Origin of the sequence: Acidicapsa dinghuensis (assembly GCF_025685685.1) — a bacterium.
Classification (GTDB): Bacteria; Acidobacteriota; Terriglobia; order Terriglobales; family Acidobacteriaceae; genus Acidicapsa; species Acidicapsa dinghuensis.
This window is the reverse complement of the sequence record NZ_JAGSYH010000005.1, coordinates 124,335-141,093: the sequence shown is the minus strand read 5'-3', so window position 1 is coordinate 141,093 and position 16,759 is coordinate 124,335. Positions and strand designations below refer to the sequence as shown.

Below are 16,759 nucleotides of genomic sequence, written 5' to 3'. Positions count from 1 at the left end.
ACGCTCTCCTCAAGGTAATTAGTTCGAATCCGGATTTGCTTCTTTACCGTCGGCCGGCGTCAGATGCTTTATGAGCGTCAGTTCCGTCCCAGGGTGCAGTTGTCGAAAGTGTACCTCATCCAGGAAGGATCGGATGAGGAAGATGCCGCGTCCCGTCCCGCGCAGCAGATTTTCCGGCGCCAGCGGATCGGGCAGCTTCTCCGGGTCCAGCCCTTCGCCCTCGTCGGCAATCGTAATCACCAGCGATTTGCCGGTATTCTCGAAGCTAGCCGTCACAAATTTACTGGGATCGTAGTTGTTGCCGTGCAGCACCGCGTTCACTGCCGCCTCGCGCACCGCCATGGCCACGCGAAAGCCGTCGTCCTCATCCATGCCGGCGGCCTGCGTTAGCTTCTCCGCTGCAGCCTCAATTTCGGCCACGCTCTCCATTGTCGATGCCAGTTTGAAGCTCAGCCGTCCTGTCTGTGGTCCGGTCACTCGTCCTCGCCTTGATGGCTTGCTCAGCGGCCCATCCGCTCATCTCTAAGCCAATTATTTTCAGGCTAGAGCCTTCCGGTTTGGATGCAAGCTACTTTCTGGCAGTTTCACGGCTGAGGCTCGATGTGTCAAGGAGCTGTGGCAATCGCCTGAAAAGATCATTTTCCGCGGCTTTACTGGAAAGTTAGTTTTTGGACGTGACAAGGCGCTCCATCTAGGCTGTTTTGTATTTCAGAGTTGCATGCTCATAAACACGTCTGCTCGCTCATAGTGCATATCCGGCAGGCTCTGCGGCGGCACGTGCTCGAATCCGACCGCCTCGTACAGATGTACCGCGTTCTTCAGCTTCGAATTGCTTCCCAGGAATAGCGATGCTGCTCCCAGTGCGCGCGCCTCTGTGATCGTATGCAGAAGTAGGCGGCGCCCAATGCCTTTGCCGTGCAGTGTCGGCGACACTGCCATCTTCGACAGCTCGTACACACCATTTCCCATCGGAATCAACGCTACGCATCCGACCACCTCGCCATCGGCCCACGCCTGGTACATGCGCCCGCCCTTGCGCAGAATCGTCCCTTCCGGGTCGCCCAGCGTCTCCCGGTCCTTCGCCTCCAGCACAAAGTAGCGCGAGATCCACTCCTCGTTCAGAACCCGGAACGCAGTGCCATCCTCGCCAATCTCCAGCGGGCGAATTTCAATTTCTTCGGGCGCGACTCCCGTTATATCCGCGCTCTTCATTCCTTCCATTGTCTGCGGCATACTCTTAACCCCTGCTTTGAATCTCGCATCGGTAGCAGTAATATGTCCAATATCCTGTTTCTACTAATTGAGACGTTATGAATATCAATGTGGAGATTGAACTCCGACACCTGCGCTATTTCGTAGCCGTTGCAGAAGAACTGCATTTTGGCCGTGCTGCGCAGCGCCTTCATCTTGCGCAGCCACCGCTTTCGCAGCAGATACGCAAGCTCGAGCAGATCCTGGATTGTTCCTTGTTCAACCGTACCTCACGGTCAGTTCGTCTTACGGTGGCGGGCGAAGCTTTTCTCGAACGAGCCAGACGAACCCTCCTCAACGTCAGCCGAGACCTGGAAGAAACCCGCAGCATCGGCCGTGGTGAGGTCGGCTCGCTCCACATCGGCTTTGTTGGCTCCGCCATGCTCACCATCCTCCCTGCCATCTTCCGCGAATATCGCGCCGCCTATCCTGGCGTGCAGCTTCATCTGCACGAGTCCTTCACTGCCAAAGTTATCGAAGGCATGCAGAGCGGTACCCTTGATGCCGGACTGTTGCGTGACAGCGACCCAACTGAGGGCCTTGACGCCGCCACTATCTATTCGGAGCCTTTTGTCATCGTGCTTCCATCGCGCCATCCGCGTGCCGGCCAGAAAAGCATCTCTCCCACTCACCTGCGCGACGAGCCATTTATCTATTACCCGCGCTCTGCAGGCAGCCGTGCTTTTGAGAAGCCTCTTTCTCTTTGTGAGGAACACGGTTTCCGCCCCCACATCGTCCAAGAAGCCCAGAACTGGCTCACGATCCTCCGTCTTATCGGCGCTGGACTAGGCGTGAGCATTGCCCCGGCCTGTGTACGTCGTATCGCCGCGCCCGACGTAGTCTGTCTGCCGGTTCGCAGCAACTCGGGCGCCACAGGCATTACCAGTTCCATCGAGATCGCCACTTTCACCGGCGAGTCCCGTCCCATCGTCCGAGGTTTCGCACAGATCGTCTCCGCCATTGCCGGCAAGCGCATCGTTACCAATTGATTTCGCATCTCAAGGGCAGCGGCGGATGAGTGGCACTCGCTATTCGCCAGTGTCCGTCCATTGGGCTAAACTCAACCTGCCGTAGTTCGTCATTTATGCATCCGCGCACGACATCCCGCGTCAGCCTTACCGCCATGCTCGGTACCCCAGTGACCGATGCGCAGGGTAACGTGCGTGGCAAACTCAAAGACATCGCAGTCGCCACAGGTCCCGAGGCGGGCCGCGTAGCGGGCCTCGTCCTTAAATCGCGCCAAGGCCTGCAGATCGTCTCCTCCGACCAGGTCATGGAGACTCCTGCGGGTACCCTTGAAATCCGTTCGCCATCTGCGCTGAGGCCGCTCAACGGAGACGAAAATTATCTCTTTTTGCAGCAAGATTTGATAGACCGCCAGATCATCGATATCCACGGACGCAAGGTTGTCCGGGTTAATGATGTCGATCTTGAGTGGCTGGGCCATGGGTCTGTTCACCTGCTTCGCGTCTTCGAAGTTGAGGTCGGTCTGCGTGGAGCAGTTCAGCGCGTCTTCAAGGGATTACTCCCGCGACAGACGCTCGAATCCATCTCTCGCCGCTTCGCAGCCAAAGGCATCCCGTGGCAGTTCGTCGATGTTATCGAGGTCGACCCCGCACGGCGTGTCAAGCTCCGCATTGAGCATGAGCGCCTGGGCGAAATGCACCCGTCGGAGATCGCTGAGATTCTTGCCGATCTAGCGCCCGCTGAACGCGAGGCCATTTTTACCACGCTAGACGAAGAGGTTGCGGCCGAGGCGCTCGAAGAGGTTGATCCCAAGCTGCAGAAGTCCCTGATTGAGTCTCTGGACGAAGAACGCATCGCCGACATTGTCGAAGAGATGGATCCGGGCGCTGCCGCCGACCTGCTCGCGGAGCTCTCCGACGAAAAGTCCGAAGCGATCCTGGAAGAGATGGAGCCTGAGGAGCGACATGAGGTCGAAGAACTTCTTGAGTTCCACGAAGATTCAGCCGCCGGGCGCATGACCACCGACTATGTCGCCGTAGACTTTGAAGCAGATGTTTCCAGTGCTGTTCAAGCCCTGCGCGACTTCGAAGGAGATCCAGAAAGCGTCACAGAGATTTACCTCATCGGCGCAAACGACGTTCTTCGCGGGTCTGTGCCACTCTCCCGAATGCTGGTTGCCCAGCCGGCTACCCATCTCAATGTGTTGGCGGAACCACGCGTCCTCTCGTGCCCTGCCGACATGCACCAGTCGCAGGTCGCGGAAATCTTCGATAAGTACAACCTGCGCTCTCTCGCGGTGGTGGATTCACAGAACCGCATGGTCGGAGTTGTTCACTCAGATCATGTCATCAGCTTTCTTTTGGAGAAGCTCTAGCAAGACCATCTGGGGGCGATCCAGTATTGAGACCTGGATTCCTTGAAGGGGGATTCCTCTATTTGGCCATTGCATTTCCGAATGGTGGGGTTTAGGCTATCGGGAATCTTCCAACCAACGGTCAAAAGGACGATAAGCAAGATCGATGAGTCTTTCGGATCCACTCGCAAGTGGCGTTACGTCTTTTGCGGGAAAACTGAAGCAGGCAGTATTTGTCTGCCTGCGGCTGTTTCTCTTTTGTGTTGTTTCGCTCGTTGCCGTGTCGATTGCGGCATGGTGTGTCTTCGTGGCTTTTGAGCCAGACCACGCGATTTTCGTGGCCCTGCAGCGTACTGTGGGATTCATTCGCATTCCGCTGGGTGTTACCGCGGGGCTCTGTATCTTCTTTGCCGCCGTATCGTGGAATACGCCCGCATCGCATTACAGCAATTCAGGAAGTAAAGATATTTCCCGCTTTCAAATGACACTTCACCGCCGCATCCCGGGCGGCAAACGCGAAGTCTCCTGAGCCGGCGCCTCAATACTCCACCCTCTGCCTTTAAATGCTCGTTACCTGTGTTGCTTTTCGAGCATGATCCGCATATCTCCGGTTTCCATCACTCTCTTCTCATTGGCCTGCCTTGCGGCGATCAGCATGGCACCTCCGATTTCGCGCGTCGTCAGCACCGAGCCCGGAAACAACCAACGTAATATGGGCATCAGAGGCTTGAGCATCGCATAGAAGACGCGATACGAGCGTGTCTTCGACGTAATGCCATCGAGTGGCACGATAAATCCAGGCCTGAACATATACGCAGCCTGGAAGGGCATTCTCAGCAGCTCATTCTCTGTTCGCCCTTTGACGCGGGCCCACATAGACCGTCCGTGCTCTGAACTATCCGTTCCAGCTCCCGAAACATATACGAATGTCATCGCCGGATTGAGGCGAACCAGCACATGTGCGACTCTGAGTGTCAGATCATGCGTGATTTGGGTGTAGTCCGCTTCGCTCATGCCCGCGGAAGTAACACCGATGCAAAAGAAACACGCGTCGAGTCCACCTAGTTTTCCTTCCAGACTACTCAGATCGAAGAGGTCCGTTGCCACGAGAGCGCAATGCTTCGGATGATTCGAAAGTGTCGCCGATCGGCTGACCGTTACTACTTCTTCCACATCGGGCGCGAGCAGGCTCTCGCGCAGCGCAGCCTGCCCGACCATACCGGTGGCGCCAAAGATGATTACTCGCATACTCGATCAACGCAGCAGCGGTTTACTCACCAGGCGTTGCCGCACCGGCCCCGCCTACACGAAAGACCTTCGGAATCCGCGACTTCGCAGGTGGCAGGGCAGGGAAGGTGGCATGCGGTTCCGTCTGGTACCAGTACGCCACCGAGAAGAAGTCGTCCGACCGCGAGTTGCCATGTCCATGTTCGATCGTCACTCGAATCGACTTCTCAAAGGCAAGCGGCCCTTCCGTGTGCCAACGGTAGAGACAATACCGCCCGCCAAGCCGTTCGTCGCCCGTGATGTAGGGCGCTCCGTTGTGCTGAAAGGCAAACGGCTTACTGCTGAAATCCCATGCGCCGTTGTAGTAGTCCTCGGTGCCGGTGCCGTTGATGGTCGGCTGCGTGTCGCCGTCGATGAAGATCATGTCATCTCCCTCGCCGAACCATCCGTTCTGGTTCTGCAGCACGGCCTGCGTCACGCCCACGAAATGCCCGCGCCCTGCCGCTTCCAGAAACACATAGTTGTCCTTCCCATCCAGGTTCTTCAAGTCATTGACGCTCCTGTCCCCGTTTCCCGTCCAGTCGTCGATGACACCCTTGCACGGTGCAGCCTGCCGGTACTGTGCGTGGAACCTGCCCAGATCGGTCGGCAGCGATGGCAAAGTCACGTAGTCCACTGCGAAATAGAGAGCGTTGGTCTTTGCTTTGCCCTCGTTTGAAACCGTGATCTTTGCACCTTTCTCAAAGGGCATCTTGAAATATGCGTTGAGTGCTTTCACGGAAGCAACCGCAAGCAGTTCCGATTGATAGACAAAGTACTCACCGAGCCCCAGGCCGAAGAAATCGCCGATGGGCGCTTCAATCGACGGAGTTGCCTCACCGTCCCACCATGCTCGCAGCACCAGATTCTTCAGATGATGGTCATCCTCTGACGCAATTGTGAACCAGATATGCGTGATAACGCCTGCGCCTTGCACATCCAGAACCGTCGCAGAAGCGCCCGGCTCAACCGGCACCGCGTCCGCGTTCCCGCCGCTACGATCCCAGCTCGATGACCTGCGCGATTTGTAGCTTCGCAACCGGGCTGGTCCATATAACTCCTCGGCCGCAACCTCGCCCTGCTTCTCCGGCGGAGCCAAGGCTGCTCCCTCGGCATTTATTGCCCCAGCCGTTAACCCGATTGCCGCCACGCCGCCGGCCAACATGCCAAGCATCCGGCGTCGTCCCAGACCATCACCTTCCACTGCGGCCACATCATTCCTCTCGACCCTCTCGCTCATCGCACCTCCGAAAATATTTACCCCTTGTATTCGGCCTTACCGATCCACACGATCCATCCACTTATCCACCTGAGGTGGCGTGTATTTCTCCAGATACTTCAATAGCCGTCGAGGATCGGTTTCCGTCAGCAGAAGCTCTCGATGGACCTCCGAAAGAAACCGGTCTTTCACAGCGCGGTCCATCATTGCCAACAGGTGATCATAGTATCCGTTCACATTCAGCAGCCCGCTGGGCTTGTGTTGAATGCCGATTTGTGACCACGTCAGTACTTCGCTGAGCTCATCCAGAGTGCCATAGCCGCCCGGCAGCGCAATAAACGCATCTGACATATCCGCCATCATCGTCTTGCGCTCGAGCATTGTTTGCACGATGTGCAGCTCCGTCAATCCTCGGTGTGCAACTTCTTTCAGTACCAGTACGTGAGGAATGACACCGATTACAGAGCCGCCTGCTTCAAGGCATGCATCTGCAATTGCGCCCATCAGGCCAACCTTTCCTCCGCCATAGACAAGCTCAATGCCACTCTCTGCCAGCAGACGTCCGGTCTCCCGTGCAGCTTTCAGATAAGCGTCCCCACTCCCAGAGTTCGACCCGCAAAATACACAAACTCTCTTTAGCATGACCCCATCCCACTGAAAAATAAGTCCAGCGATTCATACTATCCGACCATCCTCAACTCTTGCTGAATCGACTGGCACGCTGACATTCGAAATCGATCTCTCGCCGCTTTGCAGCAACGTACGCGGTACTCCCCTTAATACCCTAGGAATGGTATGTTCAGGAGGGATAAATACCTTCTGCGGCGGGGCCGGAAGCCAGGCCGGAATAGGAAGACGGATGTGGAAGCGCTGGCGAATCCGGATCATGCTGTTCCTGGCCGTGCTCGGTCCAGGTTTCATTACAGCCAACGTCGATAACGACTCCGGCGGCATCCTGACGTATTCGCAGGCAGGCGCGCAATACGGCTACACGCTGCTCTGGACCATGATCCCCATTACCCTGGCTCTTATCGTCGTCCAGGAGATGTGCGCCCGGATGGGGGTGGTCACTGGCAAAGGCCTGAGTGATCTTATCCGTGAAGAATTCGGACTGCGTGTCACCGCTGTCATGATGCTGCTGCTCGTGATCGTTAATTACACCAATGTTGTAACTGAGTTCATCGGCATCGCCGGTAGCCTGCATCTCTTTCACATCTCTCGCTTCATTTCAGTGCCTCTCTGTGCCATCCTGGTGTGGTTCCTCGCGGTTAGAGGGGACTATAAGCAGGTCGAGAAGATATTTCTAGTTGCCTCTGTTGTTTACATTGCCTACATCTTTGCCGGTGTGCTTTCCCAGCCTAACTGGCGTGATGCACTGACGGCCACTGTTCAAATGCCTCCTCGCTCAGCCTGGACCAGCGATTACATCTACATGGCGATCGGTGTTGTCGGAACGACCATCGCGCCTTGGATGCAGTTCTACCTTCAGGCCTCCATTGTTGAGAAAGGCATTCGTATCAAGGACTACGCGGCATCTCGCCTCGACGTAATTGTCGGTAGTTTCTTTACGGACATAGTCGCATGGTTCATTGTTGTTGCCTGTGCAGCTACGCTTTATGTCCATGGCATGGGCGCCATTCAGGTTCCGGCCGACGCTGCAGACGCTATGCGTCCGCTTGCCGGCCGCTATGCCTTTCTGCTCTTTGCCTTTGGACTTTTCAATGCTTCGCTCTTTGCGGCTTCCATTCTGCCGCTTTCCACGGCTTATACCGTGTGCGAAGGCCTCGGCCTTGAATCCGGTATCGACCGCACCTTCAAAGAAGCACCTTTCTTCTACTGGCTCTACACCCTGCTTATCGCCGGCGGAGCTATCACTGTCCTCGTCCTCAAAGATACTCAGCTCGTCAGCATGGCCATCTTCTCGCAAGTGCTCAACGGCGTCCTACTGCCTATCGTTATCGTGCTGATGCTCATTCTTATCAACCGAAAGGACCTCATGGGTGAACATGTCAACTCGCGAGCCTTCAACATCATTGCCTGGGCCACCAGCGTGATCGTCATCGGCCTCAACGCAGCGCTGGTCTTCGCGCATCACTAAGATTATGTGACGAGGCTACAGCAACTTCCCTTGCGCCAGGTCCCGAATCAGCCCACGATCCGCCGCCAGGAAGTCATAGCTCGGCAGATCCTCAAGGCGCACCCACTTCACCTCGTGAAAGATGCGGTTCTCGATCTCGCCCTCGAACTCGTACACGGCGAAGAACTGGAGATCCACCGCGCCACCATGCCGGTAGTTGTGCCGGATATGCGTCACCCGCGGCCCGACCGTCGCTGTGATGCCCAGTTCTTCTTCAAGCTCACGCTTAAGCGCAGCCTCGGGGCTCTCGCCGGGCTCCAGCTTGCCGCCAGGAAACTCCCATTGCAACGCCATCGGTTGATCGGGTCGGCGCTGGCAGATTAGTACCTCAGCTCCGCGCAGTATCAACGCTGCAGCGACCAGGCGCAGTGCGTTCTGGCGAGGTGCGCCTGGCCCAGCGTTTACCGCCGATTTGGCCGCAATCTCTTCGCTGTCATGCTCCTGTGGCTCTTCCGTCACGTCATCAGTGTAACGTTTCCGTCAATAGCAATGAAGCGCCGAGTTAATCTCCCAGTAACGCAAAAGATGCGGTTATCGAGCCGGTCTCTCCACTCGGAAGAATCTTCACTCAATGAAAACGCGCTTCACTCGCCTGCCACAGCAGCCGAAAGACCCTCGGCCGCCGCTGGACGAAAATATCCCCATCCATGCCGCGCTGCCGCATCCAGCAACGCAGGCGACGGGTTGACCGGAAACGCCTTTTTTGCAATCTCCAGCATTGCCAAGTCGTGAATCGAATTGCCGAACACAGCATCCGGCGCGCTCAGCCCAACCCGCTTCAGCGAGGCGGCCTTGCCCTCGTCGGTAGGCACATCCACCAGGTCTTCGGTCACGAGGCCATCAACGACGCGCACCTCCGCGGCCAGCACGCGCTGCTCCGGAATACCGAATTCGCGCACGCCCTCGCTGATCACCCACTTGTTGGTTGAGCTTACGGCCCACAGCTCCACGCCGCGCTCGCGCAGCCCATCGAGTATCTTCGCCATCTCTGTAAATACGCGGTGCCGCACATGCTTGCGCACAAACTCAGCCGCAGCGTTGCGTAGTTCGCTCTCGCGCAAGTCCGCGTACACTTGCGTCATCTCGCCGCAGATCTCCAACTCGCTCACAGTTCCCGCCATGTATGCGCGATGCCGCGTGTCGATCCAGTCGCTCGCCGATCGCGAAACCAACCCTTGCTCAATCGACCAGATCATGAACCCGTATCCGGCATCACCGCTCCAGATCGTTCCATCGCAATCAAACACCGCTATCTGCGGATTCAGCTCATACACCAGCTGCTCAAATTCAGCCGCGCTCCAGCTGGGAATTTCCACTTGTGTCGTCACGTTTTCCAAACCTCGAATTCGCCTCCGCGCGCTCATCATTGCGCTGCGGGAACAATCGGATACATTTCCACCGTTCTTACTATTCTCGTCTAATGGACGCCAACTTGCCTATCGCTCTTCGTAAACGTTTGGCTAATCCAGGCATAGTATTCCCTCTATGTCGCTCTGGTTTCAGCACATCGGCATCTTTCGTGCGCTATAGATGAGAACGGCTCAGCGCATCCAGGGCTTTCTTCAAGGCATCCAGCTTCTGTCCGGCCTCGCCAAGCCGACCTTCGGCCGTCAGCCGCTGGTAATCCGCAAAGTCCTGCGCCGCCTCATGGATCAGTCCTTGCTGGTCCCCGCTTTTTGCAGCAGTGCTGGGCTGACCTCCAGCACTCGATTGTTCCGCCGAAGCGACAGTTTCCTGGGCTGTTCCCGACTCCCCAAACAGCGAGCTAAGCGCCGCTTCGAAACTTGCTCCGTAAGCCAGCCGGTCCTGGAGCGCCAGCACCACCATCCGCAGCTCCGGCATCGGGCTGTGTTCCGCCTGTAGATAAATCGGCTCGGCATACAGCAGCGCCTTCCCACAGGGAATCACCAGCAAGCTTCCGCGCCGCACCTGTGACCCGCGCTGGTTCCACAGTGTCATCTGTCCCGAGATCTGTGCGTTCTGGTCGATCCTTGCTTCCACCTGTAGCGGACCATCCACCAACCGAGTCTTGGGAAAGTCGTACACAATCGCGGTTCCGTAATTGGCACCGTCGCTCCGCGCTCCGATCCATCCGATGAGGTTATTGCGGTTCGACGGAGTAAACGGAAGTATCTCCACAAACTCTGTGCCAGTCTCTCCTGGCAGCTTCATCAGCACGTAGTTCGACTGCATTGGCAGTGTTGTCTGCTCACCGTTCTCTCCATTGCCAACTTCGCGGGCTACCGTCCACAGATCCTCGCGGTTGTAAAACACGCCAGCATCAGTCATGTGATAGAGCCCATAAACTTCGCCTTGCACATTTAGCAGTGTCTCCGGATACCGCACATGCTTCCGCAGCCAGTCCGGCATCGAGGCCGCGTCACGAAAGAGGGAAGGGAAGATGTGCCGGTAAGCCGAAATAATCGGATCCTGCGCATCAAACACATACAGCGTTACCGTGCCGTCGTATGCATCCACAACGGCTTTCACGCTGTTCCGCACATAGTTCGCGGTGCCATCCTGCATCTGGTACCGGCTCGCGTAGGGATAGTCGTTGGAAGTCGTGTACGCATCGATGATCCAGCGCAGCCTGCCATCTCCTCCAATCACTAGGTACGGATCATTCTCGAATGTCAGGAACGGCGCCACCGTCGAAACCCGATCGCGAATGTTCCGCCGCATCAATAGCCGGCTCTGCGGACCCACATCGTCGCTGAAAGGCAGCTTGCTCAAATCTCCGCGATCGAACGCAATCAACAACCGGCGCAGAAATCCGCCAAGTTCAATGCCTCCCGTACCTTCATAAGTAGTGAGGCTGTTGGTGTCTCCCTGTGGGTAGTTGAACTCTTGCTGTTTTGTTTTTACATACACATCGGTATTTGTCAGCTCGCCAAAGTAGATCTCCGGCCGCGAGATCTTCATCTCCGGTACCGTGCTTTGCACCGGCATATTGCTAAGCATCAGCGTCGGCAATCCCTCCGGCGTAAATCCGTTTACGGGATTCATCGTTACGCCATAGCCGTGCGTATAGATCAGCTTCTCGTTGATCCAGTTGCGGCTGCTCTCTGGCAGCTTATCCACGTTCAGCTCACGCGCGGCCAGCATCACCTCGCGCTGTGTTCCGTTAATGTCGTAGCGGTCAATGTCGATGTCCGGAAAGTCGTAATACGTGCGAATCTCCTGGATCTGGCGCAGCGTGTCCTGCAGCGGCCTCCAGTCCCACAGCCGGATATTCTGAATCGTTGGCTGGTTGTTTCCTGCATCCGCCGCCGCTACCGTGGTTTCTGCCGGAAACTCCCGCTGCTGAAATTTATCCAGGCCAAACGCCTCGCGCGTCTTTTCAATGTTGTAGACAATGTACGGCTTCTCGCGTTCCAGCTCATTCGGCTTGACCACGAAGTTCGTCACATACCAGCTCACAATCGTCATTCCAAAGAAGCACAGTATGGCTGGCGTCACGGCCAGACCCAGCAATCGGGGGTTTCGTCCCGCAACCGCATTCCACGCAGCAATCACCGTACCCAGCAGCAGCGCTGCGGCCACCACTGTCATGCCCGGAATCGCCACGTGAACGTCGGTGTAAGTTACTCCCTGAAAGATTGTGTGCAATCCAAACAACAGATCGAACCGGCCTACGTACTCTCGTACTGCCGCTACCAGCAGCAGGAAAGCCAGCGCAATCGAGATGGTCCGCCATCTAGGTTTCTCGTCTGCAAAACGGAGCCGCCTTCGTTCGATGGCCTGTACCCCTCCCGTCACCATTAACAACAGTGCCGCCATCGCGGCACAAAGAATGGTCATAGCCAGCAGCCAGTTCAGTATCAAATGCCATGCGGGCAGCGTAAACAGGTAGAACTCCACTGGCTTGCCAAAAATCGGATCGGTCGCTCCACTTCGTGCCGACGCATATCGCCACAATGCAATTGCAGGCCATTCTGACATCATCGATGCGCCGCTGATCAGAGCTACCAACAACGCGGCGACCACCGCAAGTACGCGAAATACCGGTTCTACAGGCAACCGTATCGGTTTTTGATTCAAATAAATCGTGTGCCCTGACGGCAGCTCGTCTGCATGCACCCTACGCAGCGCCAGATATGCGCCGTAGATCACTGCAAACGACAGCGCGGCAAAAATCGCAAAGACGCTCCACTCGATATCCAGCGTCTTCCAGAACACCTCGCCATATCCGAGCGAGCGAAACCATAGCGAGTCCACATAGAAGGAAACAGCGGTTCGGCTGCCAGCGAAGAGCAAGGCAATAACCAACAGCAGCACAAGAACGCCGCGTCTGCTTCGCTGCGGCACATGATCATCCGGAACCCAATCGATAGTTTCAGGCACAGCCAACTCCATCCAGGCAGGCGACAAAACATTCCGTCGTATCTTGCACATCGCAACCGCGAAAAAGCCTGCCGCTTAACTCGCAGCTCTAATACCCCAGCACCTAAATTACATCCTCACACATTGGAGAATCCCACGCCGCCACATGCAGTATCGTGTCCACATCATTACGCAAGCCTTTGATGTTGCTGATGTTGATTCCGTGTTGACCATGGTTCTTCGGCCCAGGTGCGACTCCCGTTCATCTCTTGAGAAGGCCATAATCGGACCAGTAGAGCCATTCGATGGAACCCACGCGCAATCTCGACCTGCTCATCGAGTACCGCACTTACCTGCGCGTCGAAAAAGGCCTGCGTCCGCTTACCTGCGAAGCCTACGCCGGCGACCTCAAGACCTTCGCCGAGTTCCTCGAAACACGTCACGGCATCTTGCTCACTGCTACGCAACAGGATGTCGCAGCGTTCCTGGAGAATCTCCGCAACCACGATATCGATTCCCGCTCTGCCGCACGTAAGTTGAGCTGCATGCGCGGCTTCTACAAGTGGCTCCTGCTCGATCGCCGCATTCATCATGATCCGACGGTCAACATCGAATCGCCCAAAGCCTGGAAGGTTCTACCTAAATCGCTTGCCGAGTCCGAAGTCAATGCCATGCTTGAATCGGCAAATCTAGCCGCGGATCATCCACAGGCCAAGGCTACTGCCTCGCGCAACCGCGCCATTCTTGAACTACTCTATGCCGGAGGCCTTCGCGTTTCGGAAGTTACATCTCTCTCCGTCAGTGATCTCGCTCTCGATTCAGGCAGGGTTCTTGTTCGCGGCAAAGGCGATAAGGAACGCATCGTCCCTATCGGCAACGCTGCCCTCGAAGCACTCAACATCTATCTACGCGAAGGACGCCCACATTTGGCCCGCGTTCGCTACCGCGCGCATGCATCCGACGCGGCGCGTCTCTTTCTCTCAATGCGAGGAATGCCCATGAGTCGTCAGTCTGTCTGGATGCTTGTTAAGTCCGCAGATTCAAGCGCTAGTCCTCACACTCTCCGGCACAGTTGCGCCACGCACATGGTCGAACATGGCGCAGACCTGCGTTCCGTTCAAATTATGCTCGGCCACGCCGATATTTCTACTACGCAGGTCTATACACATCTTGCGCTGGGACGCCTTACTGCCGTGCACCGCCAGCATCATCCGCGCGGTCGCCGTCGTTTGGATGACGAGCTTGAAGCTGAGCCGACACCAGTGCTCGAAGAGACCGAAGCATGAGCGCCGCTCTAACCCGTCCACTTGTAGAAGAGAGTGAGGCACCACAGATTCCACCTTCGCCACTGCAGCAATTGGTCATAGGCTATTTGGGTGTGCTCGCCAATGAGCGTGGCAGCTCGCAGCACACGCTCCGCGCCTATGAGCGAGAACTTCGCGCCTTTGTGACACACACGAACGAAACACTCGGACGCGAAGCACAGCCGGCCGCCATCGAACACATGCACATCCGCGCTTATCTAGGCATCCTGTATGAGCGCGGCCTCTCTAAAACGTCAGCAGCCCGCGCACTCGCCGCGATACGAAGCTGGTTCAAGTGGCTCGCGCGCTTCGGCCATGTGCAGCAAAACGTTGCGTCTCTAGTCGCCACACCGAAGTTGCCCAAACATCTGCCGCGCGTCCCATCCATTGAGCAGATGAACCAGGTCGTCGACTCCATCGCATCCACTGACGACTCCGCAGCTGCATGGCCCGCTCGCGACGTTGTCATCTTTGAACTTCTCTACGGCTGCGGCATTCGCAATGCGGAGCTCACTGGCCTCAATCTCGCCGACATTCACTGGGCCAACGATGCCATCCTTGTGCGCGGCAAGGGTCAGAAGCAGCGCTACGTTCCTCTCGGCGATGCTGCCGCGCAGGCGATCCGCGCTTATCTAAGCGAAAGACAAGCCCGGCTCGCCGCCGCACAGCGCGGCTCCAATACGCAACCCGACGCACTACTGCTCAACCTGCACCTACGCGGCTCGGGCCGTCTCTCCACGCGCAGCGTCGCTCGCATCGTTAAACGCATCGCCATTCAGCGCGGTCTGTCCTCAGACGTGCATCCACATACACTGCGCCATGCCTTCGGAACCCATCTGCTCGAAGAGGGCGCCGATCTGCGCAGCATTCAAGAAATGCTCGGCCACGAACGTCTCTCCACTACGCAACGCTACACACAACTCACTGCCGCGCAGTTAACGCAGGTCTACGACAAGACGCATCCCCGCGCAAAGTAGCCCGGATACTGTGTCAAAACATGCTTGTCATCCTGAGCGCAGTGAAGGATCTGCTCTTCTCTTTTTCACTAAGCTTCTGCAGTGCCCGGATCAATCGTCGTCTTGATCGGATACACGGCATCCACCGGAAATCCGCCCTTTGCGCCATGTTCGCGAATCGTCGCCTCATCCGGCGCGCGGTACACGCAGAAGACCTTGTCCTGTGTCACATACGACTCGATCCACTGAATCTGCGGACCCATGGCGTTCAACACACCGCATGATGTTTGTGAGATAGCCGTCAGTTGCTCTGGCGTCAGGTTACCCGCACCGGGAATATTGCGCTCAATCAGGAATTTCGGCATTGTTCGCCTCGCTTGCAGGATTGTGCTTTTGCAAAATCGTCTGTTTGAGCGCCGGGGAAGACGACTCGACCGCTCGATGCGAACTTTATCAGTTCGTGCGCCGCTCGTGCATACAAATTCGCCGTAAAAATTCACGGCGGGACAAACGTGTTCGAGACATTACGACGCGATTGCAGCACTGTCATACCGCCGCTTAATCCACTCATACAGCGGCAGCCCCAGCAAAATCAGCCCAGTCCCAATCAGTGATCCCTGCAGATTCCCCACAAAGCTCGAATACAGCACTACCGCAGCACTCAGCACAAACACCGCCGGGAGCACCGGATACCCCCAAACCCGATATGGCCGCGTCATTTCCGGATGTTTCCTGCGATACACAAACACTGTCGTAGCCGTCAGCATGTAAAACAGCCACTCAGCAAATACCGCCAGCTCAAACAACTGCTGAAACCGCCCCAGCGCAATCAGTAGCACCGTCGACAAAAGCCCTTGAATCACCAGCGAAGTCGAAGGGCTTTTGAAACGCGGATGTATCTTGCCAAACGGAGGGAAGAACAACCCATCGCGGGCAGCGGCAAAAGGAATGCGCGCCCCCGACATAATTGTTCCATTCAAAGTTACGAAGATGCTGAGCGCCATTCCCGCCGCCCCCAGCGCCGCCCCCGCAGGTCCAGCCACCACTGACAGTGCCGCCACCGCCGGTCGCGGAGAAGCCGCAATCTGTGGTGCAGCCAGTATGTACTGGATCGCCGCATTCGTCGCCATAAACAGCGCGCCCACCACAAACAGCCCGCCAATCAGCGCGAACGGTAAATTCCGCTCCGGAGTCTTCACCTCGCCCGCCACCATCGTCAGGTCGTTCCATCCGTCGTAGGCCCATAGCGTCGCAATCAGCGCAATCATGAACCCCGTAACTCCACCAGTAGCGTGCGGCAGAGTCGTCGCAAAATTTCCCCATGAACCCGTGCTCGACGCAAAGCAAAACCCAACCACAACAAGAATCAGCACCGCCTTCAGCATCGTAAACAGCACCTGAAAATCCCCGGCTTTCTTGATGCCCAGGTAGTTCAGCCCAGTAATCAGCCACGTCATTCCGATGGCAAAGATCTGCGACCACATCACCGGCAGCAGCTCACCGTGCACACGCACCGGCAGCGCAAACGCGACCATATCCAGCCAGTGAAAGACCGCAAAGATCCCCAGCGTCCGCGCCAGGCCGCTGGTCACCGAAGCAATCGACGCCGGCTTCGCCACCGCAAACCATGTCCACATGTAGAGAAAGCCTGTGCGGTCGCCATATGCCCCGCGCAGGTAGACATACTCGCCACCGGCGTAGGGCATCATCGAGCCCAGCTCGGCATACGTCATTGCGCCGAACAGCGAGAGCAGTCCACCCACGACCCACGCCAGGTACACGAGCCCCGACGACCCCACAGCCTGCATCATCTCCGTCGGCACCAGAAAGATGCCGCTGCCGATGATGGTGCCCACTACAATCGCCATGGCATGGCTGCCGCCCAGCACGCGAGGCAGCTCGTGCGTCACTTCAGTATGGGATTGAGTCGAAGCAGCCGGCGAATTCAGGCTCATGGTTGAAACGAGAGTAGCACGCGGGAAT

The 16,759-nt window shown here is 56.9% G+C and carries 16 protein-coding genes; 6 read left to right on the top strand and 10 right to left on the bottom strand.

Translation table 11 applies throughout. The features are described from left to right. Positions 1–18 precede the first annotated feature (18 nt). Positions 19–477 carry an ATP-binding protein gene (locus tag OHL22_RS15495; RefSeq protein ID WP_263339200.1) on the bottom strand — a complete coding sequence of 153 codons (459 nt, stop codon included), beginning with the start codon at positions 475–477 and terminating at the stop codon, positions 19–21. Positions 478–708: 231 nt separating this feature from the next. Then, positions 709–1,233, bottom strand: a complete 525-nt coding sequence (locus tag OHL22_RS15490) for a GNAT family N-acetyltransferase (RefSeq protein WP_263339197.1) — start codon at positions 1,231–1,233, stop codon at positions 709–711. A gap of 77 nt (positions 1,234–1,310) precedes the next feature. Here OHL22_RS15490 and OHL22_RS15485 point away from each other — a divergent pair, with 77 nt between their 5' ends. From OHL22_RS15485 to OHL22_RS15475, 3 genes are all read left to right on the top strand, one after another. Continuing rightward, positions 1,311–2,240, top strand: a complete 930-nt coding sequence (locus OHL22_RS15485; RefSeq protein ID WP_263339195.1) for a LysR substrate-binding domain-containing protein — start codon at positions 1,311–1,313, stop codon at positions 2,238–2,240. 95 nt (positions 2,241–2,335) lie between these two features. Further along, entirely contained in the window at positions 2,336–3,592 is a 1,257-nt protein-coding gene (locus OHL22_RS15480) for a magnesium transporter MgtE N-terminal domain-containing protein (protein ID WP_263339192.1), read from the top strand. 145 nt (positions 3,593–3,737) lie between these two features. After that, positions 3,738–4,100, top strand: coding sequence for a hypothetical protein (locus OHL22_RS15475; protein ID WP_263339189.1), 363 nt, complete (start codon positions 3,738–3,740; stop codon positions 4,098–4,100). Positions 4,101–4,141: 41 nt separating this feature from the next. Here OHL22_RS15475 and OHL22_RS15470 read toward each other — a convergent pair whose 3' ends face one another. From OHL22_RS15470 to OHL22_RS15460, 3 genes are read right to left on the bottom strand one after another with little or no spacing between them, the layout of a single operon-like run. After that, entirely contained in the window at positions 4,142–4,819 is a 678-nt protein-coding gene (locus tag OHL22_RS15470) for an NAD-dependent epimerase/dehydratase family protein (protein WP_263339186.1), read from the bottom strand. Between the two features lie 22 nt (positions 4,820–4,841). Continuing rightward, complete coding sequence (locus OHL22_RS15465) at positions 4,842–6,077, bottom strand: glycoside hydrolase family 172 protein (RefSeq protein ID WP_263339184.1); 1,236 nt, start codon at positions 6,075–6,077, stop codon at positions 4,842–4,844. Between the two features lie 36 nt (positions 6,078–6,113). Next, positions 6,114–6,698 (bottom strand): LOG family protein, encoded by a 585-nt coding sequence (locus OHL22_RS15460; protein ID WP_263339181.1) that lies wholly within the window; start codon positions 6,696–6,698, stop codon positions 6,114–6,116. A 217-nt stretch (positions 6,699–6,915) separates the two neighbouring features. Here OHL22_RS15460 and OHL22_RS15455 point away from each other — a divergent pair, with 217 nt between their 5' ends. Further along, positions 6,916–8,154 carry an Nramp family divalent metal transporter gene (locus OHL22_RS15455; protein WP_263339179.1) on the top strand — a complete coding sequence of 413 codons (1,239 nt, stop codon included), beginning with the start codon at positions 6,916–6,918 and terminating at the stop codon, positions 8,152–8,154. A 15-nt stretch (positions 8,155–8,169) separates the two neighbouring features. On the opposite strand, the gene OHL22_RS15450 is transcribed toward OHL22_RS15455, so the two are convergent. The 3 genes from OHL22_RS15450 to OHL22_RS15440 form a co-directional block, all read right to left on the bottom strand. Further along, the gene (locus tag OHL22_RS15450) at positions 8,170–8,652 is read right to left on the bottom strand and encodes a (deoxy)nucleoside triphosphate pyrophosphohydrolase (RefSeq protein WP_317890903.1); all 483 of its coding nucleotides are present in this window, start codon (positions 8,650–8,652) and stop codon (positions 8,170–8,172) included. A gap of 125 nt (positions 8,653–8,777) precedes the next feature. After that, positions 8,778–9,521, bottom strand: a complete 744-nt coding sequence (locus tag OHL22_RS15445; RefSeq protein WP_263339177.1) for an HAD family hydrolase — start codon at positions 9,519–9,521, stop codon at positions 8,778–8,780. Positions 9,522–9,717: 196 nt separating this feature from the next. Then, positions 9,718–12,537: a UPF0182 family membrane protein gene (locus OHL22_RS15440; protein ID WP_263339174.1), complete on the bottom strand. Its 2,820-nt coding sequence runs from the start codon at positions 12,535–12,537 to the stop codon at positions 9,718–9,720. A gap of 284 nt (positions 12,538–12,821) precedes the next feature. Between OHL22_RS15440 and OHL22_RS15435 the strand changes: the two genes are divergently transcribed. Together OHL22_RS15435 and OHL22_RS15430 are read left to right on the top strand one after the other, a co-directional pair. Next, on the top strand, positions 12,822–13,802 hold the full coding sequence (locus tag OHL22_RS15435; RefSeq protein WP_263339172.1) for a site-specific tyrosine recombinase: 981 nt from the start codon (positions 12,822–12,824) through the stop codon (positions 13,800–13,802). Next, a complete protein-coding gene (locus OHL22_RS15430; RefSeq protein ID WP_263339171.1) occupies positions 13,799–14,797 on the top strand; it encodes a tyrosine recombinase XerC in 999 nt (332 codons plus the stop codon). The genes OHL22_RS15435 and OHL22_RS15430 overlap by 4 nt, the downstream gene beginning before the upstream one ends. A gap of 68 nt (positions 14,798–14,865) precedes the next feature. On the opposite strand, the gene OHL22_RS15425 is transcribed toward OHL22_RS15430, so the two are convergent. Both OHL22_RS15425 and OHL22_RS15420 read right to left on the bottom strand, forming a co-directional pair. Next, positions 14,866–15,141 carry a DUF4242 domain-containing protein gene (locus OHL22_RS15425; protein ID WP_263339169.1) on the bottom strand — a complete coding sequence of 92 codons (276 nt, stop codon included), beginning with the start codon at positions 15,139–15,141 and terminating at the stop codon, positions 14,866–14,868. A 159-nt stretch (positions 15,142–15,300) separates the two neighbouring features. Beyond that, positions 15,301–16,731 (bottom strand): APC family permease, encoded by a 1,431-nt coding sequence (locus OHL22_RS15420; protein ID WP_263339167.1) that lies wholly within the window; start codon positions 16,729–16,731, stop codon positions 15,301–15,303. Positions 16,732–16,759: the final 28 nt, after the last annotated feature.

What these genes read in the sequence shown, in the direction of transcription:
- OHL22_RS15490 (WP_263339197.1), bottom strand. Translation starts at nt 1,233, where the DNA reads ATGCCGCAGACAATGGAAGGAATGAAGAGCGCGGATATAACGGGAGTC.
- OHL22_RS15485 (WP_263339195.1), top strand. Translation starts at nt 1,311, where the DNA reads ATGAATATCAATGTGGAGATTGAACTCCGACACCTGCGCTATTTCGTA.
- OHL22_RS15480 (WP_263339192.1), top strand. Translation starts at nt 2,336, where the DNA reads ATGCATCCGCGCACGACATCCCGCGTCAGCCTTACCGCCATGCTCGGT.
- OHL22_RS15475 (WP_263339189.1), top strand. Translation starts at nt 3,738, where the DNA reads ATGAGTCTTTCGGATCCACTCGCAAGTGGCGTTACGTCTTTTGCGGGA.
- OHL22_RS15470 (WP_263339186.1), bottom strand. Translation starts at nt 4,819, where the DNA reads ATGCGAGTAATCATCTTTGGCGCCACCGGTATGGTCGGGCAGGCTGCG.
- OHL22_RS15465 (WP_263339184.1), bottom strand. Translation starts at nt 6,077, where the DNA reads ATGAGCGAGAGGGTCGAGAGGAATGATGTGGCCGCAGTGGAAGGTGAT.
- OHL22_RS15460 (WP_263339181.1), bottom strand. Translation starts at nt 6,698, where the DNA reads ATGCTAAAGAGAGTTTGTGTATTTTGCGGGTCGAACTCTGGGAGTGGG.
- OHL22_RS15455 (WP_263339179.1), top strand. Translation starts at nt 6,916, where the DNA reads ATGTGGAAGCGCTGGCGAATCCGGATCATGCTGTTCCTGGCCGTGCTC.
- OHL22_RS15435 (WP_263339172.1), top strand. Translation starts at nt 12,822, where the DNA reads ATGGAACCCACGCGCAATCTCGACCTGCTCATCGAGTACCGCACTTAC.
- OHL22_RS15430 (WP_263339171.1), top strand. Translation starts at nt 13,799, where the DNA reads ATGAGCGCCGCTCTAACCCGTCCACTTGTAGAAGAGAGTGAGGCACCA.
- OHL22_RS15425 (WP_263339169.1), bottom strand. Translation starts at nt 15,141, where the DNA reads ATGCCGAAATTCCTGATTGAGCGCAATATTCCCGGTGCGGGTAACCTG.
- OHL22_RS15420 (WP_263339167.1), bottom strand. Translation starts at nt 16,731, where the DNA reads ATGAGCCTGAATTCGCCGGCTGCTTCGACTCAATCCCATACTGAAGTG.